Origin of the sequence: Pseudotenacibaculum sp. MALMAid0570 (genome assembly GCF_040151415.1) — a bacterium.
Lineage (GTDB): Bacteria > Bacteroidota > Bacteroidia > Flavobacteriales > Flavobacteriaceae > Polaribacter.
The window spans coordinates 1-23,807 of the sequence record NZ_JBDKWF010000044.1; the positions used below are offsets into that span (position 1 = coordinate 1).

The 23,807-nt window shown below is 32.5% G+C and carries 22 protein-coding genes and 1 tRNA gene; 13 read left to right on the plus strand and 10 right to left on the minus strand.

Features of this window, described 5'->3' with window-relative positions; all coding sequences use genetic code 11:
* The first annotated feature begins 350 nt into the window (after nucleotides 1-350).
* From thrS to AAON49_RS02105, 5 genes are all read left to right on the plus strand, one after another.
* Nucleotides 351-2,297 carry a threonine--tRNA ligase gene (gene thrS, locus AAON49_RS02085; RefSeq protein ID WP_349552280.1) on the plus strand — a complete coding sequence of 649 codons (1,947 nt, stop codon included), beginning with the start codon at nucleotides 351-353 and terminating at the stop codon, nucleotides 2,295-2,297.
* A gap of 87 nt (nucleotides 2,298-2,384) precedes the next feature.
* A complete protein-coding gene (gene infC, locus AAON49_RS02090) occupies nucleotides 2,385-2,903 on the plus strand; it encodes a translation initiation factor IF-3 (protein ID WP_349552617.1) in 519 nt (172 codons plus the stop codon).
* A gap of 58 nt (nucleotides 2,904-2,961) precedes the next feature.
* Nucleotides 2,962-3,159, plus strand: coding sequence for a 50S ribosomal protein L35 (gene rpmI / locus AAON49_RS02095; RefSeq protein WP_349552282.1), 198 nt, complete (start codon nucleotides 2,962-2,964; stop codon nucleotides 3,157-3,159).
* Nucleotides 3,160-3,249: 90 nt separating this feature from the next.
* Nucleotides 3,250-3,594, plus strand: a complete 345-nt coding sequence (gene rplT, locus AAON49_RS02100; RefSeq protein ID WP_349552283.1) for a 50S ribosomal protein L20 — start codon at nucleotides 3,250-3,252, stop codon at nucleotides 3,592-3,594.
* 83 nt (nucleotides 3,595-3,677) lie between these two features.
* Nucleotides 3,678-4,253 (plus strand): hypothetical protein, encoded by a 576-nt coding sequence (locus AAON49_RS02105; RefSeq protein WP_349552285.1) that lies wholly within the window; start codon nucleotides 3,678-3,680, stop codon nucleotides 4,251-4,253.
* A gap of 6 nt (nucleotides 4,254-4,259) precedes the next feature.
* On the opposite strand, the gene AAON49_RS02110 is transcribed toward AAON49_RS02105, so the two are convergent.
* Genes AAON49_RS02110 through prfA form a run of 3 tightly spaced genes read right to left on the minus strand, consistent with a single transcriptional unit; the run spans nucleotide 4,260 to nucleotide 6,825 of the window.
* Nucleotides 4,260-5,264: a hypothetical protein gene (locus AAON49_RS02110; protein ID WP_349552286.1), complete on the minus strand. Its 1,005-nt coding sequence runs from the start codon at nucleotides 5,262-5,264 to the stop codon at nucleotides 4,260-4,262.
* 58 nt (nucleotides 5,265-5,322) lie between these two features.
* The gene (locus AAON49_RS02115) at nucleotides 5,323-5,742 is read right to left on the minus strand and encodes a hypothetical protein (protein WP_349552287.1); all 420 of its coding nucleotides are present in this window, start codon (nucleotides 5,740-5,742) and stop codon (nucleotides 5,323-5,325) included.
* A 6-nt stretch (nucleotides 5,743-5,748) separates the two neighbouring features.
* A complete protein-coding gene (prfA, locus tag AAON49_RS02120; protein ID WP_349552288.1) occupies nucleotides 5,749-6,825 on the minus strand; it encodes a peptide chain release factor 1 in 1,077 nt (358 codons plus the stop codon).
* Between the two features lie 372 nt (nucleotides 6,826-7,197).
* Between prfA and AAON49_RS02125 the strand changes: the two genes are divergently transcribed.
* On the plus strand, nucleotides 7,198-7,854 hold the full coding sequence (locus tag AAON49_RS02125) for an ATP-binding cassette domain-containing protein (protein WP_349552289.1): 657 nt from the start codon (nucleotides 7,198-7,200) through the stop codon (nucleotides 7,852-7,854).
* Nucleotides 7,855-7,950: 96 nt separating this feature from the next.
* Nucleotides 7,951-8,529: a hypothetical protein gene (locus tag AAON49_RS02130; protein ID WP_349552291.1), complete on the plus strand. Its 579-nt coding sequence runs from the start codon at nucleotides 7,951-7,953 to the stop codon at nucleotides 8,527-8,529.
* 50 nt (nucleotides 8,530-8,579) lie between these two features.
* On the opposite strand, the gene AAON49_RS02135 is transcribed toward AAON49_RS02130, so the two are convergent.
* Complete coding sequence (locus AAON49_RS02135; protein WP_349552292.1) at nucleotides 8,580-9,758, minus strand: AIR synthase related protein; 1,179 nt, start codon at nucleotides 9,756-9,758, stop codon at nucleotides 8,580-8,582.
* A 138-nt stretch (nucleotides 9,759-9,896) separates the two neighbouring features.
* On the opposite strand from AAON49_RS02135, the gene AAON49_RS02140 reads away from it, so the two are divergent.
* A complete protein-coding gene (locus AAON49_RS02140; protein WP_349552293.1) occupies nucleotides 9,897-13,295 on the plus strand; it encodes an MORN repeat-containing protein in 3,399 nt (1,132 codons plus the stop codon).
* Here the strand turns inward: AAON49_RS02140 and AAON49_RS02145 are convergent, their stop codons facing one another.
* Nucleotides 13,296-15,479 (minus strand): glutamine synthetase III family protein, encoded by a 2,184-nt coding sequence (locus AAON49_RS02145; protein ID WP_349552295.1) that lies wholly within the window; start codon nucleotides 15,477-15,479, stop codon nucleotides 13,296-13,298.
* Nucleotides 15,480-15,661: 182 nt separating this feature from the next.
* Here AAON49_RS02145 and AAON49_RS02150 point away from each other — a divergent pair, with 182 nt between their 5' ends.
* Entirely contained in the window at nucleotides 15,662-16,672 is a 1,011-nt protein-coding gene (locus AAON49_RS02150) for a glutamine synthetase beta-grasp domain-containing protein (RefSeq protein WP_349552297.1), read from the plus strand.
* Between the two features lie 44 nt (nucleotides 16,673-16,716).
* On the opposite strand, the gene AAON49_RS02155 is transcribed toward AAON49_RS02150, so the two are convergent.
* Nucleotides 16,717-17,652, minus strand: a complete 936-nt coding sequence (locus AAON49_RS02155) for a calcium/sodium antiporter (RefSeq protein WP_349552299.1) — start codon at nucleotides 17,650-17,652, stop codon at nucleotides 16,717-16,719.
* 435 nt (nucleotides 17,653-18,087) lie between these two features.
* On the opposite strand from AAON49_RS02155, the gene AAON49_RS02160 reads away from it, so the two are divergent.
* The 4 genes from AAON49_RS02160 (at nucleotide 18,088) to AAON49_RS02175 (ending at nucleotide 20,157) form a co-directional block, all read left to right on the plus strand.
* On the plus strand, nucleotides 18,088-19,425 hold the full coding sequence (locus AAON49_RS02160) for an HlyD family secretion protein (RefSeq protein ID WP_349552300.1): 1,338 nt from the start codon (nucleotides 18,088-18,090) through the stop codon (nucleotides 19,423-19,425).
* Nucleotides 19,426-19,627: 202 nt separating this feature from the next.
* Nucleotides 19,628-19,780 (plus strand): SsrA-binding protein, encoded by a 153-nt coding sequence (locus AAON49_RS02165; protein WP_349552619.1) that lies wholly within the window; start codon nucleotides 19,628-19,630, stop codon nucleotides 19,778-19,780.
* A gap of 11 nt (nucleotides 19,781-19,791) precedes the next feature.
* Nucleotides 19,792-20,019, plus strand: a complete 228-nt coding sequence (locus tag AAON49_RS02170) for a putative signal transducing protein (RefSeq protein WP_349552302.1) — start codon at nucleotides 19,792-19,794, stop codon at nucleotides 20,017-20,019.
* A 64-nt stretch (nucleotides 20,020-20,083) separates the two neighbouring features.
* Nucleotides 20,084-20,157, plus strand: a tRNA-Arg gene (locus tag AAON49_RS02175).
* A 231-nt stretch (nucleotides 20,158-20,388) separates the two neighbouring features.
* Here the strand turns inward: AAON49_RS02175 and AAON49_RS02180 are convergent.
* The 4 genes from AAON49_RS02180 to AAON49_RS02195 all read right to left on the minus strand — a co-directional run bounded on the left by AAON49_RS02180 (nucleotide 20,389) and on the right by AAON49_RS02195 (nucleotide 23,725).
* Nucleotides 20,389-20,574, minus strand: a complete 186-nt coding sequence (locus tag AAON49_RS02180; protein ID WP_349552304.1) for a hypothetical protein — start codon at nucleotides 20,572-20,574, stop codon at nucleotides 20,389-20,391.
* Nucleotides 20,575-20,693: 119 nt separating this feature from the next.
* Nucleotides 20,694-21,350 (minus strand): class I SAM-dependent methyltransferase, encoded by a 657-nt coding sequence (locus tag AAON49_RS02185; RefSeq protein ID WP_349552305.1) that lies wholly within the window; start codon nucleotides 21,348-21,350, stop codon nucleotides 20,694-20,696.
* 118 nt (nucleotides 21,351-21,468) lie between these two features.
* Nucleotides 21,469-22,584, minus strand: a complete 1,116-nt coding sequence (locus AAON49_RS02190; RefSeq protein WP_349552307.1) for an alkaline phosphatase — start codon at nucleotides 22,582-22,584, stop codon at nucleotides 21,469-21,471.
* Nucleotides 22,585-22,618: 34 nt separating this feature from the next.
* Nucleotides 22,619-23,725: a LamG domain-containing protein gene (locus AAON49_RS02195; protein ID WP_349552308.1), complete on the minus strand. Its 1,107-nt coding sequence runs from the start codon at nucleotides 23,723-23,725 to the stop codon at nucleotides 22,619-22,621.
* Nucleotides 23,726-23,807 lie beyond the last annotated feature (82 nt).

The window sequence follows — 23,807 nt, forward strand, 5'->3', positions numbered from 1 at the left end:
TCTCAAAGCGGGTGCAAATGTAAAAACTATTTTTATATCCGCAATAACTTTTTTGTTTTTTTTTCAAAGTTTTTCCAAACCAATTACCAAAACAAAAACAAAACAATGAACTCCCCGTAAAAACGGACCGCAAAGATATAACATCGTTCTTAATTCTAACAAACTTTTTTAAAGAAAAATTGAAGAATTTTATAACTATTTCATCATCATATAATTACAATTGCATTCAGGTTTAAAAACATTAAAATATCAATACTAGAAGTAATACATAAAACTTTACTTTATTTAATTGTATTGATTTTAGTTTTCTAATATCTTTGCAGCTTCATTATTATTAAGATATAGAGTAGATGATTAAAATTACTTTACCAGACGGTAGTATTAAAGAGTTTGAAAGCGGTGTCAATGCAATAGACGTTGCCAAGAGTATTAGTGAAGGTTTAGCTAGAAATGTAATTTCAGCAAGCTTTAATAACAATACTATTGAAACCACAACGCCTCTTACCGCAGACGGATCATTGGTACTTTATACTTTTCATAATAAAGAAGGTAAAAAAGCTTTCTGGCATTCTTCCGCACATGTTCTTGCTCAAGCTATTCAGGATTTTTATCCAAATGCAAAACTTACTATAGGACCAGCAATTGAAAATGGATTCTATTATGATGTAGATTTTGGAGATGAAACTATTTCAGAAAAAGACTTCGCGAAAATTGAAAAACAATTTTTAGAACGCGCAAGAGAGAAAGCTGAGTTTAAAATGCGTTCTGTTTCTAAAGCGGATGCTTTATCATATTATAGAGAACAAGGAAATCAATATAAAGTAGAATTGATTGAAGGACTTGAAGATGGTGACATCACTTTCTGTGATCATAGTGATTTTACTGATTTATGTCGTGGTGGACATATTCCAAACACAGGAATCATTAAAGCGATAAAGATTATGAATGTTGCTGGAGCCTATTGGAGAGGTGATGAAAATAACAATCAATTAACTCGTGTTTATGGTATTTCATTTCCAAAACAAAAAGAGCTTAAAGAATATTTAGAACTTTTAGAGGAAGCTAAAAAAAGAGATCATAGGAAATTAGGAAAAGAATTAGAGTTATTTACTTTTTCTCAAAAAGTAGGACAGGGATTACCTTTATGGCTACCTAAAGGAGCTGCTTTGAGAGGTAGGTTGGAAAATTTCTTAAAAGAAGCTCAAAAGAAAGCCGGATATGAAATGGTTATGACTCCTCATATTGGCCAAAAAGAACTATATGTTACTTCTGGGCATTATGCTAAATATGGAGAGGATAGTTTTCAGCCTATACAGACACCAAAAGAAGATGAAGAGTTCTTGCTAAAACCAATGAATTGTCCGCATCATTGTGAAGTATACAATTTCAAACCTTATTCCTATAAAGATTTACCAAAACGTTTTGCTGAGTTTGGTACAGTATATAGATATGAACAAAGTGGAGAGCTACATGGACTAACTCGTGTAAGAGGTTTTACACAAGATGATGCACATATATTTTGCACCCCAGAACAGTTAGATCAAGAGTTTAAAAATGTTATTGATCTAGTCTTATATGTATTTGGATCTTTAGGTTTTGAAGATTTTACAGCTCAAGTATCCATTAGAGACATGAGTAATCCTGACAAATATATTGGAGACCCAAAAACTTGGGATATCGCCGAAAGCGCTATTATCTCTGCTGCAACTGACAAAGGATTGAACTTTGTTATTGAAGAAGGCGAAGCTGCATTTTATGGCCCTAAATTAGATTTTATGGTTAAAGACGCATTAGGAAGAAGCTGGCAGCTAGGAACTATTCAGGTTGATTATAATCTTCCAGAACGTTTTGAATTAACTTACAAAGGTTCAGACAATCAATTACACAGACCAGTAATGATACATAGAGCGCCTTTCGGGTCTATGGAAAGGTTTATTGCTGTATTGCTTGAACATACTGGCGGAAATTTCCCTTTATGGTTAACTCCAGAGCAAGTTATTGTCCTGCCAATCAGTGAGAAATATCAAAATTATACCGAAAAAGTTTTACATTTGTTGGAAAATTCCGAAATTCGCGCCCTCGTTGATAATAGGAATGAGAAGACAGGAAGAAAGATACGTGATGCTGAAGTGAGTAAAATTCCATTCATGGTCATCGTTGGAGAGAAAGAAGAGAATGAAGGAACAGTTTCTGTTCGTAAGCACGGAGAAGGCGATTTAGGAACGTTTACAATTGAAGAATTCATCTCTTTAATCAAAAAAGAAGTAGGAAAAACAATTGTAGAATTTAATAATTAGTAAGTAACCCCCTGTAGTTAAAAACAGGATTTAAATTTATAAGTCATAGCAATTAGAAGAAAAAGGTCTAGAGGACCAGCAAGAATTATCAAAGAAGATCAACACAGAATCAACGATAAAATTAAATATGTTGATGAAGTAAGATTGGTAGGAGACAATGTCAAAGTAGATGTTTATCCTTTATCTACAGCCAAAGAAATGGCTAGAGAACAAGGATTGGATTTAGTGGAAATTTCACCAAAAGCAGTTCCACCAGTTTGTAAGATTATTGATTACAAAAAATTCTTGTATGAACAAAAGAAACGTGATAAAGCTTTAAAAGCAAAAGCTACTAAAGTTACTGTAAAAGAAATCCGTTTTGGACCTCAAACAGATGAGCATGATTATGAATTTAAAAAGAAACATGCAATTAAGTTCTTACAAGATGGAGCTAAACTAAAAGCGTTTGTATTCTTTAAAGGAAGATCAATCATCTTTAAAGAGCAAGGTCAAATTCTTTTATTAAAATTGGCTCAAGAGTTAGAAGAATATGGTAAGGTGGAGCAGTTACCAAAATTAGAAGGTAAACGTATGATTATGTTTATCGCTCCAAAGAAAACAAAATAGAAGATACTGAGGTAAACACTCAGCATAAAATATAAGCGAGAATAAAAACGAAGGAGAGATGCCTAAAATGAAAACAAAATCCAGCGCCAAGAAACGTTTCAAGGTTACAGGTTCTGGAAAAATCAAAAGAAAGCACGCGTTTAAAAGTCACATCTTAACAAAGAAGTCTAAAAAACGTAAGCTTAAGTTGACTCATGATACATTAGTACATAAGTCTGATGAAGCGAATATTAAGCAACAATTAGCTTTAAAATAATCGTTTCAAGGGAATTTAATTATTAACCATGGAGTTGGGCTCATTAAAGCTCTTTTAAATAAGACGCCTACTACAAAAACAATTTGAATTATGCCAAGATCAGTAAATTCAGTAGCTTCAAGAAATAGAAGAAAGAAAATCTTGAAGCAAGCAAAAGGTTACTTCGGACGTAGAAAAAACGTTTATACAGTAGCAAAAAACGCGGTTGAAAAAGCTATGCTTTATGCATACAGAGACCGTAAAAACAACAAGAGAAACTTCCGTTCATTATGGATTCAACGTATTAACGCTGGAGCTCGTTTACACGGAATGTCTTACTCGCAGTTTATGGGGAAATTAAAAGCTAATAATATCGAATTAAACCGTAAGGTTTTAGCTGATTTAGCTATGAACAACCCAGAAGCTTTTAAGGCAATTGTGGAGAAAGTAAAATAAATTATTAATTCGCTTATACTAAAAAACCCAAACCTTGCGTTTGGGTTTTTTTATTAATTTTAAAGTTCCTAACAATTCTAACCATGAAAAAATTATTTCCCCTATTTCTACTTTTAATGGTATCTGTTTCTGGTTTTTCTCAACAAGCTGATACGCTTTCTATTCCAGAAAAATTTGACAGAATATATAGAACTTCAAGTTCTTATCAAGAATATAAAGTAATTAGAAAAACTAGATTTCAGGATCTTAAAAAACAAGTTTCTGATTCTATGAATTCCATTAAAAGTGAGCTAAAGACCAAAGAGCAACTAATACGTCAACAGAAAGATAGTATAAAAAATGCAAAAGAAGTTGCTGATATCTTGGGTGCAGATTTAAAACAAACTATCACTCAAAAAAACAATATTCAATTCTTAGGTTTAGAATTCCCAAAATCAACATACAACCTTATGGTTTGGGGAATCATTATTGCTCTTGCCGTTTTATTGTTTTATTTTATTTATAAATTTAAAAACAGCAACATAGTAACAACCCATGCTAAAATTGAGCTTTCTGAATTGGAAGAAGAATTTGCAATTCATAAGAAAAAAGCCCTAGAGCGTGAGCAAAAGCTTAGACGTCAACTACAAGATGAAATCAATAAACAGAGAGGTGTTTAAATAAGATTATTCTTTACAAATTTTCCCTTTTTGACTTAATGTTTTGCCTTCTTTGGTTTCAAGTGATGCTTCATATATCATACATTTACCTGTAATGTTAATTTTCTTCACTAGAAGACCATTATTGTTATTAATCCATTTTTCCATTTCATCTAACTCCATTTTATTTTCATCATACTTAAGTCTATAAGTACAGTCATCTAACCAATTAATAACTTCATGTTTTATTCTTTTCTCATCACCTTTCACATATTCAATTTGAGAAGTTTCTTTTCTAACGATATTAATTTTCACTCTATAAATTGAATCTGAAACTATAAAAAACTTACCCTTTCTAAAATCTTTACATTTAAGATTCAAGGTTAAATTCTCTGTTTTTTTATTTAAAATAGGCTTCCATAATATATTCTTAGGATCTTCAGAATCTATCATCCTTAATAGCTTAAGGATAAAATCATTATCATCCTCTCCACTTTCTTGAATTATTTTTTCAAAAGCTGTTTCAGCAATTTCAAATATTGAAGTTAAATCAATTTTCCATTCATTATTTTCTTTATAAAAATGAAAATAAAATGGAGCTGGTTCTCCATTCACAACAAATTGCCCTAATCCAATTTCTCCCTCAACTTTAACCTCACCTATATCAGCATTCCTTACACTATTCTTCCCTACCATTCCATTATTGATAGCATATACCACTAATGATTTAGAATCAAAATCGAGAATTTTCTCTTTTGGTGTTCTATACCTTATAGAAAGGACAAATATTTTATCTATCACATTTAAAGCTCTAACATCGCTTGAGTCTAACTCTTTTACATTGGATAACATTAAATTGTAATAAGCCAATGTCTTTAGTGATAGATACTCTACAGCTTCACTTCCTTTATCGTTAAGAATAGCTGATTTATACTTATTAAATACTTCCTTAATAAGTATAGAATCTTTTTCATTTTGCGCAAAAGAAATAGATACAATTAGAAAAAAAATGATTGCTAATTTTATTTTCATAACAATGTTTAAAAGGTTTTAGTAAATGTAAAAAAACAAACTAAACAGTTTGTTTTTACTATATCGTCATTAAGGCTTCAAGTTCTTTGTAATCTTTTTCTAAGAAAATTTTCAGGTATTCTATTGCATCTTTTTTTTGAAAACCCCACTTATCTACTACTTGCATTTTCTCTTTCTCTCCAAACAATCCAAAAAATGGCTTGTACTTAATTTTCCTATTAAACCAAAGAGAAAACTCAAGATCGTCTTTATTGTTTCTCATTGCTGTTAAACAAAAGCTATACTGATCTTCTTTGTTTGTAAAATCTAATGAAGGATTGAAACAAATATCATCTTCTAAAAGGCTTTCTAAAACATCTAGCTTCTCATCCCAAGGATATTCTTCAGCTATTTGAACAACCTCCTTTTTGTTTAAAACCGAGTTTACATATTCTATTTCCTCTTGATTAGGATGACAAATGGAATACGTGTAATTCATTTTAGATTAAATAGATTCTCCTAACTCTTTTAGCTTACTTGTATTCTCTGCCAACATAAGTTCGTCGATAATCTTTTGAATATCTCCATTTACTATATTAGACAGATCATATAAAGTCAATCCAATTCTATGATCGGTAACTCTACCTTGAGGATAATTGTAGGTTCTAATTTTAGCAGAACGATCACCAGAAGTTACCATACTTCCTCTTTTTGCTGCATCTTCGGCTTGTTTCTTAGCCAATTCTAAATCATACAAACGAGAACGCAATACTTTAAATGCCTTTTCTTTGTTCTTATGTTGAGATTTTTGATCTTGACACTGAGCAACCAATCCTGTTGGAATATGTGTTAACCGAACAGCAGAATACGTTGTATTTACAGACTGACCTCCTGGTCCAGACGAACAAAAATAATCGATACGAACATCTTTTGGATTGATTTCTACATCAAATTCTTCAGCTTCTGGAAACACCATACAAGTAGCTGCAGATGTATGAACTCTTCCTTGTGTTTCTGTTTGAGGAACACGTTGCACACGGTGAACTCCTGCTTCAAATTTCAAGGTCCCGTAAACATCTTCTCCAGAAACTTCAAATTGTATTTCTTTAAAACCTCCACTGGTTCCTTCACTATAATCAACTGTTGAAACTTTCCAACCTCTACTCTCACAATACTTTGTATACATACGATACAAATCTCCAGCAAAAATACTAGCTTCATCTCCTCCTGTACCGGCTCTTAATTCTACAACAGCATTTTTAGAATCTTCAGGGTCTTTTGGGATCAGCAAAAATTTCATCTCCTCTTCTAATTGAGGAATTTTGGCATTCGCTTCATCCATTTCCATTTTAGCCATCTCAACCATTTCGGCATCAGAGCCATCAGAAATTATTTCTTTAGCTTCTGCAATATTATTCAATAAAGCTTCATATTCATTGGCTTTCTTTACCACCAACCCTAAGTCTTTATATTCTTTATTTAATTGCACGTAACGTTTTTGATCTGAAATGATATCCGGCTGAATAATCAAATCAGAAACTTCGTCATATCGTTGCTTTACAATCTGTAATTTGTCTAACATCTTCCTTCTTTAATTGGTGAGCGAATTTACGATTTTCTTGTGATTTATGTTTATCTCATTTCTTTATCTTTGAAATATTACCATTGCTAGAATGAAAAAAATCCGTTTTTACCTTATTTTTTATAAAAGTAAATTTGCTTTCCCCTTATTCTTATCAGTTTTTTTACTTTTTAAAAGCGGAAATATCGGAATTACACTATTCACTTTATTATTTTCAACTTTAGCTTTATTTTTTTATGAAAGATTTTTAGGTGATCCTAAAAAGAAAGAATTGTATTTTTTCTTTAACCAAGGGATCTCTGTCATTAAACTATACGGATTTACACTCTTGTTAAACGCACTATTTTTGACCATTTTATTTAACTTTTTAAGATGAAAAAATTAGAATTAGATAATGTAGAATTATCCTACGGTCATAAAGATATCCTGCGAGCAATTTATTTTAAGGCTGAATTTGGAAAAATAACCGGAATCCTAGGCAGTAATGGATCAGGAAAAACTTCATTATTAAGAATCCTATTTGGCGAATTGAAACCTAAAAGCAAATTGCTTAGAATTGACAATCATCCAATACTCAAACCCCTATACAAATATGGAAAGGTTAAATATTTACCACAATTCCATTTTCTTCCAAAATCTCTTTCTCTAAAAAAGATTTTCTTTTTATATAATGTTGATTATGCTTATTTCTCTGATATCTTTAACGATTTTAAAGAGAAAGAAAATTTCAAATTCAGAGAACTTTCTGGCGGTGAAAAAAGATTGATTGAGGTTTTCCTCATAATAAAATCTAGTTCAGACATCTTACTTCTAGACGAACCTTTTTCTTATCTCGCTCCCATATACAATGAACAACTTAAAGAAGAAATCCTTAAAGAAAAAGAAAACAAATGCATTATTATTACTGATCATATTTATAAAAAAATTTTAGAAGTATCAGACGATGTTTATTTTTTAAAAGAAGGTGTTAGTAAACACTTAGAATCATATGAGGATTTAGTTCGTTACAATTATGTTTCTTCTCTTTAGTTAGTTAGGCAGCTATTTAAAATTTTGACAATTCTTTTGCACTTTTTTGACACTTATCAATTGAAGTAAATATAATTTTACTGAAAATAATCAAATATGAAAAAAACAGTAATCACTTTTGCACTGTTATGTTTTTCTGTATCTATTTACGGACAAAAGAGTGAACTCAATTTAATAAAACTAGATTCAACTTGGGGGCAAGAAGTGCTTCGATTTCCTGCAAGAAGCATGAACTATATAGGTGTTGGTGAAGTTCGGTTTCCACCCAAAGGTTGGATAAAACCAGAACACGACTTTTTTTGGTCTTATACTTATGCCTGGAGCATTAATGTAGATCGAGAAATCCCAGAAAAAGAATTAGAACTTGATTTAGTCAAATACTTTAATAGTTTAAATAGAGTTGACATGAACAATACAACTGATAGTAGATATACATCAGCTAAAGTCACTAAAATTAAAAAGAAGAAATCTAATACTTATTTTAAAGCAGAAGTTGAAATATACGACCGTTTTGCCACTAAAAAACAGCTCACTTTAAATGTTAGAATCAAAAGTCATTATTGCAAGAAAGAGAAGAAAACGTTGCTCTTATTTAAATTCTCTCCTAAAGATTTCTCACATAAAGTTTGGAAAACACTAAATGAAATAACTCTTTATTCTCATTTATGTAAATAACAACAAAAAAGCCTCTGTATATACAGAGGCTTTTTTGTTGTTATTTTTACTTAATACTCAAATGTTCCGTATTCACTTTGAATAGTTAATCTTTTAGTTTTAGATTCCTCTACTCTTCCTATAATTTGAGCATCTACATTAAACGATTTTGAAATAGCGATAATATCTTCTGCGATTTCAGGAGATACATAGATTTCCATTCTATGCCCACAATTGAATACCTGATACATTTCTTTCCAATCTGTTTTAGATTGTTCTTGTATCAACTTAAACAATGGTGGAATAGCAAACATATTATCCTTTATAACATGCACGTTGTCTACAAAATGAAGAATTTTTGTCTGAGCACCACCAGAACAATGTACCATTCCACGAACATCTTCCGAAGTATATTTTGATAAGATTTCTTTGATGATTGGTGCATAAGTTCTTGTTGGTGACAGTACTAACTTACCAGCATCAATAGGAGAATTCTCAACTTTATCTGTTAATTTAACCTGACCAGAATACACTAAATCTTCAGGAACGGCTGCATCAAAACTTTCTGGGAATTTTTCAGCTAAATATTTATGAAAAACATCGTGTCTTGCTGAAGTTAATCCGTTACTTCCCATTCCTCCATTATATTCCTTCTCATAGGTTGCCTGACCAAAAGATTCTAATCCAACAATGACATTACCTGGCTGAATGTTAGCGTTATCAATAACATCAGATCTTTTCATTCTTGCAGTAACGGTAGAATCTACAATAATGGTTCTTACCAAATCACCAACATCTGCAGTTTCTCCTCCTGTTGAATGAATAGTCACTCCAAACTTCCCAAGATCTTCTATCAACTCTTCTGTTCCATTGATAATGGCTGAAATCACTTCTCCTGGAATCAAGTTCTTATTTCTTCCAATAGTTGAAGACAACATGATATTGTCTGTAGCTCCTACACACAACAAATCATCAATATTCATTATGAGTGCATCCTGAGCAATTCCTTTCCAAACAGAAACATCACCTGTCTCTTTCCAATACATATACGCCAAAGATGATTTGGTTCCTGCTCCATCTGCGTGCATGATCAAACAATAGTCTTCATCATTGGTTAAATAATCAGGAACGATTTTACAAAAGGCTTTTGGAAATAGACCTTTGTCGATATTCTTAATGGCATTGTGTACATCTTCTTTGGATGCAGAAACACCTCTTTGCGCATATCTTTTAGAAACTTCTTGACTCATAGTTGTGTATTGTTGTGCAAAAGTAATTTTTTGATTTCAAAAACTAGCAATAATCGAAAAGGAAATATAGGTCATATGACGTATTTCACAATCCTTCTACAATTCCAATGTTTGTATTATCACTTTAAAAGCTTCTTCATGAAACGTTTCTTTACGCTATTGATCCTTTTTACAAGCATTTCCTATGCACAACAAGTAAAAACACAAAAAGACATTCTTCAGATTCCCAACACCCATCTTGTTAAGGATTTCAACTTAAAGGTAAAAGGGGGCATCAAACCTGTTAAGGTAATCAAATCTACATTTACAGATATTGGTTTTGGTTTTGAAAACAAGAGTTTTAATTACTTAAAAAAAGATTATAGTATCAATACTTTGACTTTTGAAGGGAATCTCCTAAAAAGTAATATCAACGAGTTCAACAATGCATTTGGAAAACCTAATTCCTTTCTTTTTTATTACCAATATGACAGCAAAGGGGTTTTAAAAAGTAGCATAAGCAAGTCGTCTAATGCTGGGAAATTAGATGCAGGTGAAGAAAAAAATGAATATAGTTTTTATTCTAATGGATTGATCAAAGAGAATAAGTTCGCAGGGACAGTTCCAAAGACTTCCAACTATTCGTACAATAACAACAAACTTTCTTACAACTTTCCCAATGGCACAACTACCTATCATTTACAAAATGGGTTGGTCACCAAATCTGTTACGTTTAATAAAAGTGCAAATCAGAATTATACAACAAACTTCAAATACAATAGTGGTGGTTTTTTGATACATGAAGATCGAGGAAATTTTACGTATTCACTTGAATTGAATGCATCAAATCTTGTTGAAAAAGAAATTAATAAGAATTACACGAAGTATTTTAAATATGTCTATGATAAATATGGGAACTGGATTATCGCATATACACTATCTAAATCTGACGGATCTAAGGGATTGTATGGAAGCAGATCTAACTTTTACATTCGACAACTCACTTACTCTAATGGAGATGTCACTGGTGGGAGAACTCCTGATGACAACAATATAAAGCCAGCTCTTTTAAAAGTAAGACAGCAGTTGTATGATGAACTTATCAATGGAAAAAAACCGTTTGTGGCGAAGAAAATACGCAATATCGATTTAGAATTTCCATTACATGAAATTGAGGAAGACTTTGGTTTGAAAATCAAAGGCAATATTGTTCCTGTTCAGTTGAACAAAAAACAATACGATGCAAGGCCCAAGAGAGGTTCAACTTCATTAGTGCATGAGGTCAAGATGGAAAGTTCTCAAACCTTTGATAAAAAATTACGTAAAGTCAAGCTATCTAAAGTCACTAGTAGAGGAACCACAACCACCTATAACTTTCAGTATGATTCTCAAGGAAGATTGAAAAAATACTGGAGCGTAAACGGACGTTACGGAGATACTTATGAAAGCTACAACTATCAAAGCAATGGTAATTTCACTCGAAATAAATCATTCAAAGAAGGTGGTCAGGGTATCAAGAGCACCTTTACAAAAACCAATGATGGATATACGATGAATGGTGAATCTGACAAGAAATTGATTGCAGAAAATAATCTAGTGAAAAAGATCATTTATGGATATAACAAAGCGGAACCTTCAGAAACGTTGATAGAGCATGATGTAAATGGAAACATAATAAAAAGTGAAAATAGTTTTGGTACTCATATCTTTCAATACAATTCCAAGGGAGATCGAACTTTCTTTCAAGAAAAGGACAAAAATAGTGGCCAAACAACCTCAAGAAAATATGCTTATAAATATGACAAATATGGAAACTGGGTCATTCAAGTAAGCTTATTGGATATGAGTATCGCCAAAGGAATTCCAAGTTTTCCGCAACCTACTTTGCGTGAAATCAAATACAGTAATGGCGAGGTCACAGGAACTACAGACATCAAAAAAGTTGAGAGCGATTTGGTAGCACTGAGAAAAGCTGTGAAATCCGCCGATATAAACATAGATTCGAATATGGATAATCGAGTAGCGACTTGGAAAAAATCTTCGAAAGACAATTTCAAACTCTACTTAGAGAATCAATCTGTGAACAAAGCAATGCTCGCCTATATGGGTCCCAATGTTTTGGCATTCAACCAAGATAACAATCAGTTGTACCTGATGGAAAACACAAAAGAAGCGATCCTCAATAAAACGTACAATGCGAAAAGATTGAATGTGGAAACTTCTCATGGATATTGGTTTAAACATCCTAATGGAGGTGTGACCGTCTTTACTAATCGTGGTGCGATCATCAAAAAAAATACACTCTACAAATACGCGCCCAACAATACGGATGTCTTTTACCAAGGAGAAGGGCAAGCCAAAAAAGTGGTTTTGAAAAACTACAAAAACGTCCAGGCCTACAATGTATATCCCGCCATTGCTTTTGACCAATACAATCCGAATACAACAACGACAACAACCAACAACAAAACCACCGCTAAAAAAGCTGGAACCTGTCTAAAAGGGGATTGTGAAAATGGCTACGGAGAGTTTAAGCATACCAATGGGTATATGTCTGAAGGATTCTTTAAAAATGGAGCTCCTTATGGACCAATGCACGTAAGTTTGGAAAAGAACGGTGAAAGTTCTATTGCTTTCTTGCAAGGAAATTACAAGTCCTACAAAGGAATGCAATATCGCTTTTCTGACAATCGATTTACAGAAATGATTGATTACAATAAAGGAAAAGGATTGATGAATGATGCTAAAGAAAGAAAGTCTTATGTCTATAATTTCAAAAACGGGAAAGTTGTTTCAAAAACACTTCTGCAAGAAAAAGCAAGTAAAGGATGTATTATAGGAAATTGCACAAACGGAGCTGGAGTTTATAAATATAGCAATGGGACTTTCTATTTTGGATACTTTAAAAACCGAAAACGACATGGATTTGGTCGTCTAGATTTAAAGGATGGTAAACAATATTTTGGAGAATTTGACATGGACACTTACAGCGGAATGGGAACTTATATCATTTCTGAATACAACTATTACATTGGAGAATTTGCCAACAACACCTTCAACGGGCAAGGAGTCATGTATTATAGTAAAACAAGCTATAAAGCAGGCTACTGGAAAGGTGGACATTATCAAGGAAAGTCTCTTGCAATCAATAACTACACAAAACAAAATAGCAATAAGAAAACAACATACAGCAATACAACTAAAACAGTCAAAGCAAAAGCAACTGATTTTAATACCTTATCATCTTATGATAAAGGCAGTATTGAACTCTGTAAGAAGAATGCTTCTTGTGTCGCAACATTTTTTGAAAAACTCTATGAAAAGACCAAGAAAACTTCAAGTTCTACTGTTACTACAAAGAAAATGACAGATTACTTTCATAGCCTGTACAACATGAATCCAGACATGGCATATAGAATTTGCTTCAAGCTGAATAGCGACACCTTTAAATCTATTGATAGAGAATCATTACCCCAATCTGTGCAAGACTATTTGAGAAATCGTGCACAAAATGTAATGAACAAATACAATGATCATATGAAGAAAAAAGGCTATTAATTACCGAGTAAAAAGCAATTCTCTATATTTCGTTAAAGGCCACAAATTATCATCAACTAATAACTCAAGTTTATCTACATGATAACGTATTTCTTCTAAGAAAGGTTTTACCTTATTACAATAGGCATCTGCATTTTTCTGACCTTGTAGCTTGTTCGCTTTTTTGCGTTCTTCAGTCATCTCTTCAATTTTAGAGTTAATCTCAGCAATATGTTGAGATATTTTTTGAATTAGAACGATTTGTTCCTTTGCATACTTTTCAAAATCTTTACTGAAAATTTCTTTCAAACCCTTTACATTTTCAATTAATGTATTTTGGTATCTAATAGCTGTAGGAATAATATGATTTCTAGCCACATCTCCTAGAACTCTACTCTCAATTTGAATTCGTTTCGAATATTCTTCCAGTTCAATTTCATGACGAGCTTCTATCTCCACATGATTCATCACACTCATTTCTTCAAAAAGTGTAATCGTCTTCTTAGAGATTTTTGCTTTTAAAGCTTCAGGTGTGGTTTTGTTATTGCTCAAACCACGTTTTTTCGCTTCCTTTTCCCAAGCTTCTCCATAACCATCTCCTTCAAATCGGATCTTCTTAGAGGCTTTAATATACTCCCTTAGAATATTAAAAATCGCCTCATCCTTTTTTAAGTTTTTAGTAGCAATCAATTGATCTACTTCTTCCTTAAAATCTTTTAACTGCTTTGCGATAATAGTATTGAGTATAGTCATAGGTCCAGCACAATTAGACCAAGATCCAACAGCTCTTAATTCAAATTTATTTCCTGTAAAGGCAAAAGGAGAAGTTCTATTTCTATCTGTATTGTCTAATAAGATTTCTGGAATTTTACCTACAATATTTAACTTTAAATCTGTCTTTTCTTGTGGAGACAGCTTCCCTTTCGTTACATTTTCTAATTCATCAAGTACTTCAGATAATTGCGTTCCAATAAATACAGATATAATTGCTGGCGGCGCTTCATTTGCACCTAATCTATGATCATTACTTGCACTAGCAATAGACGCGCGAATTAACTCTTCATAATCGTGTACAGCCTTGATGGTATTCACAAAGAATGTCAAAAACTGAAGATTCTTCATAGGAGTCTTACCTGGGCTTAATAAATTAACTCCTGTATTTGTAGACAAACTCCAATTGTTATGTTTTCCAGAACCGTTAATTCCTGCAAAAGGCTTTTCGTGAAACAGTACTTTAAACTGATGACGTTGCGATACTTTTTCCATCACATCCATTAACAATGAATTGTGATCTACAGCTAGATTTGCTTCTTCAAAAATTGGCGCTAATTCAAATTGATTAGGGGCTACCTCATTATGCCTTGTCTTTACAGGAATTCCTAACAACATACATTCCTGTTCTAGATCTCTCATAAAACTCATCACGCGTGTAGGAATCGACCCAAAATAATGATCATCTAATTGTTGTCCTTTGGCTGAAGAATGCCCTAACAATGTTCTACCAGTCATCATCAAGTCTGGTCTAGCCGCTGCCAAAGCTGTATCAATTAAAAAGTACTCTTGTTCCCAACCTAATGTAGCATTTACTTTTGTTACATTCTTGTCAAAAAACTTACATACTGCTGTTGCAGAGCTATCTACAGCTTGCAAAGCTCTTAATAAAGGTGTTTTATTATCTAAAGCCTCTCCTGTATAAGCAACAAAAACTGTGGGAATGCACAAAGTTGTACCATATAAAAAAGCTGGAGACGTAGGATCCCATGCTGTGTAACCTCTCGCCTCAAATGTATTTCTAATTCCACCATTTGGAAAACTAGAAGCATCTGGTTCTTGTTGTGCTAGTTGTCCTCCATCAAAATGCTCTATAGCTCTACCTCCATCAATCGTTTCAAAAAAAGCATCGTGTTTCTCAGCTGTAGCTCCTGTTAAAGGTTGAAACCAATGCGTATAATGTGTAGCTCCTTTAGACAATGCCCATTCTTTCATACTAACAGCAATCTGATCTGCAATCTTTCTATCGATCTTTGTTCCAAACTCAATAGCACTCATCACACTCTGATAAGCTTCTTTTGTCATATGCTGCAACATTGCTTGTTCATTAAAAACATGTTGTCCGAATAACTCTGATCGACGACCTTTTTCTTCAATTAAAACAGGTTTTCTGTATAAAGCTTCTTGCAATGCATTAAATCTCAATGTAGACATATGACGTATTTTTAGCAAAAGTACAAAAAATCATCTATTTTTAGTTAGACCCCTCAAAAAATAGGGGTCAAAATTAAATTAATGTAAATAATTAAACTTTAACCCCTTAAAATTTTGACATAACATAAAAAATATTCATTTTTGCATTGAATTTTTTTCTTAAACAATATCAAACATAAATCATGGTTAGATCTAAATTAGAGTACATTTGGTTAGACGGTTACTTTCCAACTCAAAACATGCGAAGCAAAACTAAAGTTGTTGAAGACTTTAGCGGTAAATTAGAAGACTGTCCTATTTGGTCTTTTGACGGTTCATCTACTCGACAAGCTGAAGGAGGTTCTTCTGACTGCCTTTTAAAACCAGTAGCCATTTACCCAGATCCTGCAAGAGAGAATGGATTTTTGGTAATGACAGAAGTATTAAATGCTGACGGAAGCCCACACGAATCTAATGCAAGAGCTACTATTGATGATGATGACAACGATTTCTGGTTTGGTTTTGAACAGGAGTACTTTATTATGGACACGCATACGCAGCTTCCTTTAGGATTCCCTATTGGGGGATATCCAGGACCACAAGGTATGTACTACTGTTCTGTTGGAGGAAAAAATACTCACGGAAGAGATTTTGTTGAAGAGCATGCAGATCTTTGTATTGCAGCTGGATTAACTTTTGAAGGCATCAATCAAGAGGTAGCAAGTGGACAATGGGAATTTCAATTATTTGCTAAAGGAGCTAAGAAAGCTGGAGATGAAATTTGGGTAGCTCGTTATTTATTAGATAGATTAACAGAAAAGTACGGATACTACATTGAGTACCACCCAAAACCTGTAAAAGGAGACTGGAATGGATCTGGTATGCACGCTAACTTCTCTAATACCACATTAAGAACATGTGGAAGTAAAGAGGTTTATGAAAAAATTTGTGAAGCTTTTAGACCAGTAACTAAAGAGCACATTGCTGTTTACGGAGAGTTTAACGACCAGCGTCTTACAGGACTACACGAAACAGCTTCTATTAACGATTTTAGCTATGGTGTATCAGATAGAGGTGCTTCTATTAGAATTCCAATTATTACTGTTGAAAACGGATGGAAAGGTTGGTTAGAAGACAGAAGACCTGCTTCTAACGGTGATCCATATAAGATTGCAGGAAGAATTGTTACGACAGTAAAATCTGCCAACATTTAATTAGAATATATCTTATAAAAAAGCAGCTTAAAAAGCTGCTTTTTTTATGTAATCGTTTGATATAAAAAGAGAATATAAAGCAATAGCAATATAACTCCGCTCTTTAATTCTAATCTCATTTTCTTTGGCAAGAAAACCAAAGGTAAAATCAGCAATGAAATACCAAGCATCCAGTAAATATCAACAGAAAGCAATTCATTATCTTTTATTGATATTGGAGTTATCATTGATGTAAGTCCAACTACCGCAAGGATATTAAATATATTAGAACCTATTAAATTCCCTAAAGAAATTGCTTTCTCCTTTTTAATTACAGCAATAATAGAAGCCGCTAATTCTGGGATGCTTGTTCCTATAGAAACTACAGTAATTCCAATCAAACGTTCACTCACCCCTAATTCTAAAGCTAGATTAGTAGCTCCATTAATTAATAGCTCAGATCCACCCCATAATCCTAGTCCTCCTAACACAAAAAATAAAGCTGTTTGATAGTTTGGCAACAATTCATCATCTTCAGGCATTTCATCTACTACGGCTTGTTTTTGAAAACGAAGCAAATAAATTAAAAAGATGACTAGAAAAGAAAACAAAATTAATCCTTCGTATCTACCAATCGTGCTGTTATTTGTTACAAAAAAGAACAACATTCCAGAGGCTATTATCATAATAGGCCAATCTGTTATATAAAAACTTTTCTGAACATCAATTTTTGCAATAATCAGCGTAATTCCCAGTACAAATCCCAGATTAGCAATGTTCGATCCGATCACATTACTTAATGCTAAATCTGAAAAACCATCTAATGCAGACTGAACACTAACTATTAGTTCAGGAGCCGAAGTAGCAAACGAAACCACAGTCATTCCAATAACAATTTTTGGAACTTGGAGCCGTAGCGATATGGCTACAGCCGATTTTAAAAGCCAATTACCTCCTAAAATCAGTAAAATAAATCCAGAAATTATGAATAAAAAGTTCACTTTTTACATTTTGTGCGAATATACATTTTTATTGACTTTCAATTTGCCAAAAAGATGGATTTGACTAAAAACAGCAGTTTTGAATTTTAAAAAATCAAAAAAAGGCTTAAAAACCCTTTATTTTATTACATTTTAAAACATTAAATAAATATTTAACTTACATTTTATAATTCATTTGAAGCAAACAATGTTTCATATTTAAATCATTTTGAATTATTTACTTTAAAATGTAAAATTAATTTAATCTTTTTCAATGTTTTTACTAGGAAGATATCATTTCAATAATATATATTCAAAAAACAATTCTAGAATTAAATATAATCTAACATCTAAAACTAACAAAATGATCAAATTTGCATTAAAAATTGTTGAAGTCACACTTTTTGTGGCCACCTACATATTACTATAATTTATTAACTATTAAAACTAAAAGCTATGTTAACAACCATTGGAGTATTATTAATTATTATCGGGATTTTATCCATCATCTTAAGAGCTATTTTTACCACAAATAAATTCTTAGGATTATTTACTAAAGCAAGAAGCATTCAGCTTATCCTATTAGGTATTGTATTCAGTTTTATCACAGGAATGTTCTTTTATGCAGATGCAGGTACTGCTTACGCAGTTCAATACCTAAGTGGAGGAGATAAAATGATTACAACTCAGGGAATCAAACTTAAATACTGGGGAAGAGTCATTCCTTTATCATACGAAATTTCTATTAAAGACATTATTGTAGACAGCAAGGATGAATTACCAAGAGATGGGCAAGGAATTTACAATCGGCAGGCACAAAAATGGGAATTTAGTGACGCGATTAAGGCTGAAATAAGTACTTCGGTTATTGTTGGGGTAAACATAAATGATGAAGAAATTTTCTTGAATATGGCCGACAGAAACAAAAGTGAAGGGAAACTTATTTTTGGCAGGGTATTACCTAATATTGATGCTGCTATAAAAAACACTTGTAAGTTGATGGACGCTCAAGATTATATTTCTGGTCAGGCTTCAGATTTTGATCGTTATTTTAGAGATCAGCTTGAAAACGGAATGTATCAAGTAGAACAATATTATGAAGATCAAAGTAGCACAGAAATTGTAGGAGATACTACAACTGTAAGACAAATTACCATTGGAAAATCTAACAAACAAAAGAAGTTTAGAATAAAAAGAGATGCTGATGGAAATATTATTAGAGATAATTCTAATACATTAAAACAATATGGATTGAAAATATATCAGGCACAAGTAACTGGTATAGATTGGGAAGAATCGTTTGATGAAAGATTAGATTTACAAAAGAATGAGGTAGCTCAGACTCAGTTAGAAAAACAACAAGCAGAGCGTGAGTATTATAGAGCTAAAAAAGAGGTAGCAAAAGGAGAATCTGAAAAGGCAAAAGAAAGAGCTAGATTAGAGAAAGTACAAATACAACAAACTATTGCTGCAGAAACGGAAGCTAAAGTTGCCGAGTTTAATTTAATCAAAGAGAAAAAACAATATGAAGTTGAGCAGTACAAAGCAAAGAGTAAAAAAATTGCAGCTGATGCACAGTACTATGAAAATGCAAAACTTGTAAGCGCTGGTTTAACTCCTCAAGAAAAGGCAGAATGGCAATACAAAACTGCTGTAGGAGTTGCTCAACAACTGAAAGATTTGAAATTACCAGCTACTTATATTGAAAGTGGCAAAAGCGGAAACAACGGGAATTTGCTTGAATCATTAATTGGTGCGGAGTTGGCCAAGAAAATGATAGAGAAAAAGAACTAGAAAACTACCAACCAATGTCAGGAAGAGCGAGGTAAAAACTTCGCTCTGAATGGCATCTTTTTTCAGTTATATTTCTTCTGTAAAAAACAAAATTTAGTTACACTTCAGGGACTACTTCGTTAGCCCTAATAATTTTTTTATTTGGTTTGTGAGAATTTTTCAAATGAAAAAAATTCATGTATTTTTGATAGAAGTCATTATAATGAGAAAATCATTTTTTAAATTTTTAGCCAAGCTTAATAAAGCGCTCTTACCTTCTTTTACAAAAAAAAGATTGGATATTACAAAAGCTTCCAAATTGCAATTGGCAATTATCGGATGGCGTGCCTATGTTACAATAAATTCACTAGATTAAAATTTTATATTATGAGAGAGGAACACGTTAAAGTATTTACTGGAACTTCAATTTTTGTAAATCGATTAAAAAATTTATTAGGAGATTCAAACATTGGCTCAATAGTAAAAGACCATGTTAACTCTAGTCAATTAGCTGGCTTTGGAGCTTTAGGAAATTCTATAGAGCTTTTCATTCTTAACACAGACCTTAAAAAAGCTACCCCTATTATTGAGGATTTTAAAAAAGAAATCGCGTAAAGAAAGCTTTTCTCTTTTAAAAAACATGTTTATATTTGCAGCCGCTTATTACCATATAAGTAATGGCCTCGTAGCATAACTGAATAGTGCACTTGATTACGGCTCAAGAGGTTGCAGGTTTGAATCCTGCCGAGGTCACAAATAAATCGAAAGCAAGCTAAAACTTAAAGCTTGCTTTTTTGTTTTAGTATGGTTTTGATTTTCAAAGCGGAGCTTTGTCAGGAAAGAGAAATTAATCCTGCTATTCAAAATAAAACAAAAGCAAGCATAGACGAATCTATAGCTTGCTTTCTTGGTCTTAGGGAACTTGTCAGAAATTTACAATCACTAATTTAAAAACCCATAGGGATATTTTCACTTGTATTTACACTAGCCTTTTCTGACCTCAACAATACCAAATATCAAACCAACTATTAAAAAAAAGTATTCCCCAACACCTAATGATAATCCAGGAGGCGGCGGAGGCGGAATTGGCGGCGGAACAGCTTGTCCTGCCACTTGCAAAGAAATCAACATCAAAGCAACTAAAATAAACGACCTCCTATTTTTACCCATATTTGTTAACTGGTTTTACTTTTTAGACACAGGTTTTTTTAGTAAGTCACAAAAAAGTATAAAAAATAACAAAGCCCGCTAAAAAAAGCAGGCTTCTATAGATAATTTTAAGGTTTAAATTATTCTTTTTTTGCTACCAATATCCACATTTGTTCTTCTTCTTTATTTTCCCATCTACCAAAATCTGGAATTTCTTTTTCTATAGTGAAGCCTGCTTTTTTAAGATCTTTTTTCACATATCTCAAAGCTATATCATGTCTAGACGTCTGACTACTTCTAGAATCTTTAATACGATAAGTTTTTATTTCTTCTAAGATTAAAATCTTTCCTCCTTTTTTTAAGGATTTATAAACTTTCTTAAGAACTTTATTATAGGCATCTATTTCATGGTAAGTATCCATAATAATGACTGCGTCTAATATATTTTTAGGAAGAAGTGGATCGTCATATTTACCAACTATAGGAATTACATTGGTTCTTTTATCTTCTTTTATAAACTTTTTGAGTTTGTTAATTCTACTTTCCACAACATCTACAGCATATACTTTTCCTTTGTTGCTAAGAAAATCCGATAAATGTATGGTCATATAACCTTCATGGCATCCTACGTCTGCTACTTTCATATCTTTTTTTAACCCCATTAACTTAATGAGTTCAGGAGTTTTCTGCCATTGATCTCTACTATCCCAATACTCTTTTTTATACTGAGAGACTCCTGAAAAATGGATCATCATAAATACAATTAACAGTAATCTTAATGGATATACATTACTCATAACTTCAATATTTTCAATCAATTAAATAATAATTATTGAATTTGCCCACTAACAAAATGTTAAATTAAAAAAGCTCATCAAATGATGAGCTTTTTTAATGTATGACTAAATTGTTCTATTATTTTTTGGAATTCCAACCTGTTACTTTCATAATTTTATGGAAGATTTCGTTGTTTTCATAGATTCCTTTAAACTCTTCAGATCCAGGTCCATAAGCAAATACTGGGATTAAAGTAGCAGAGTGTCCTCCAGTTGAAAAGGTTACATCTACTTCAGAGTAATCGCTATATTCTGTACCATCTTCTCTCTTTTTCTTTTTAGCAGACAATGTAAAACCACCTGTTTCATGATCTGAGGTAACTATTACTAATGTATTTCCATCTTTCTTAGCGAAGTCTAAGGCTTTACCTATTACATTGTCAAAATCTATCAATTCTGCTATGGCATAAGACGCATCGTTTGCATGGCCTCCCCAATCTATTTGGGACCCTTCTACCATTAAAAAGAAACCTTTCTCATTGTTTAGAAAATCTATTCCTAACTGTGTTGCATTAGGTAAAAAATCTCCTCTGTCTTCTTGCATTTTTGGCATAGCTGTCTCTGCCAATAAAAATCCAGCTTTCGACTTACCATTCATCTGATCAACTCCAACAAGTTCTTTTGTGTTTATGTAAAACCCTTTCTCCTCTAGTTTCTTAGTAAGGTCTACACTGTCTTTTCTCTTTGTGAAAAATCGCAGTCCTCCTCCAGCAAAATAATCGATATCAGAGTTGTACAAATCTTCGGTTAAATTCTCATAAAATCTTCTGCTTACTTCATGACCATAAAAGGCTGCTGGCGTTGCATGTTGAATAGAAGAAGTGGCAACAACTCCCGTTCTAATTTTTCTATCCTGAACTAATTCTACAATAGTTGGCACTGATGTTGAATCTGCATCTACACCTACTGCTCCATTATAGGTTTTTATACCACTTGCAAATGCAGTAGCTCCAGCGGCTGAATCTGTAACATCTTCTTGAGAAGAGGATGTTTTTATAAAACCTATATTTTCAAACCTAGAATAGTTAGGCTCTTCTTCTTTGAAAAAATAGGCTGAAGAAATTTGTGAAAGTCCTGTTCCGTCACTTACTAAGAGAATTATATTTTTTGGTTTCTTGGGTTCATTTTCCTTTTGCTGACACGCAAAAAGAAAGACAAAACTCAAGATTGTTAAGATTTTACTGATATTTTTCATGGTTTGCTTTCTATGTATGAAAGCAAAAATATCATTATTCTAGTACTTTTATGCCTTTATTATCGTTAAATTTTCCTGTAATTAACCAACCACCAAAATCTTCAGAAACAGCCATTAGTAATGTGTTTTTACCTTTCTTTAAATCTAAATAAACTCCATCAAACAAACCAATAGTTCCTAAGTAACGGTAGTCTCTAGACCTCCATCTATTGTTACCCCAATACATATGTTTTCCGTTTAAAATTGCTACAACTCTATCACTATATCCAAACTCAAACAGTTTGGTTTGTTTCTTATCAGACTCAATAACTAGTTTAGCAAATACTGTATTCTTTTTTCTGTTTTTAAAAAGCTTTACACTTCTGGTTATATCAGCTGCAACTCCCTCTTGTAATTTTATTTTTTCTTTCCAAGTTCTGTTTTTTATAAGCTTTTTTAAATTATTGATGCTTTTTAATTGTGATTCTTCAAACGGATCAGATATTGTCCATTTCTGAATCGCATCTTTTATAGGTTCTCTTGTTCCAGGTTTAAAATCAACAATAGTTGTAGCATTCTTATCTATTGTAACATTAGCAATATGAATTCCAGATCGGTTTCCTCCTCTAAAAGAAATACCTCCTTCTTTGGATTCGTGGAATAAATTCCATGAAAATTGTGGTTCTTTTGAATGATCCATATACACTTGCGCCTTGTTATCATTAACAACAACTTTCACATGTGTCCAATCATCAAATTTATATGTATAAGGGAAGGAATATTTTGGTCCAAAATACAGTTGAAAAGCGGTTCCACCATGAGTCATAGGTGCAGCCTGATTAGCATCTGGTTTCCCAGACAAATGAGGTCTTAAAAAAAATTCTTCAGAATTTAAATCTTCATCAACTCTAAAATAAACCCCAGGAAAAGCTTGTTCTTCTTTTAAATAGACATCAAATTCAATAGTTCCGTTCAAAAATTTAGTTTTCTTCAAACTTATAAACCCTCCTTGTAAATAGATGGATTGTTTTCCTTTAAAATTTTCTAGAATATAGGACTGTGCCTGAATTTGCCAATTTGTTGTATCAATTGGAATATTGTTTTGTGCTTTTAGTGAAAGAATTGCAAAAAGAATAAGGAGTGTTGTACATCTGAATTTCATAATAGTAAAGATTGTTTGATTTCAAATATATTCTTGGGTGCTTTTTACATGAAAACAAAACCGTTCAAAACGAAACAATCTT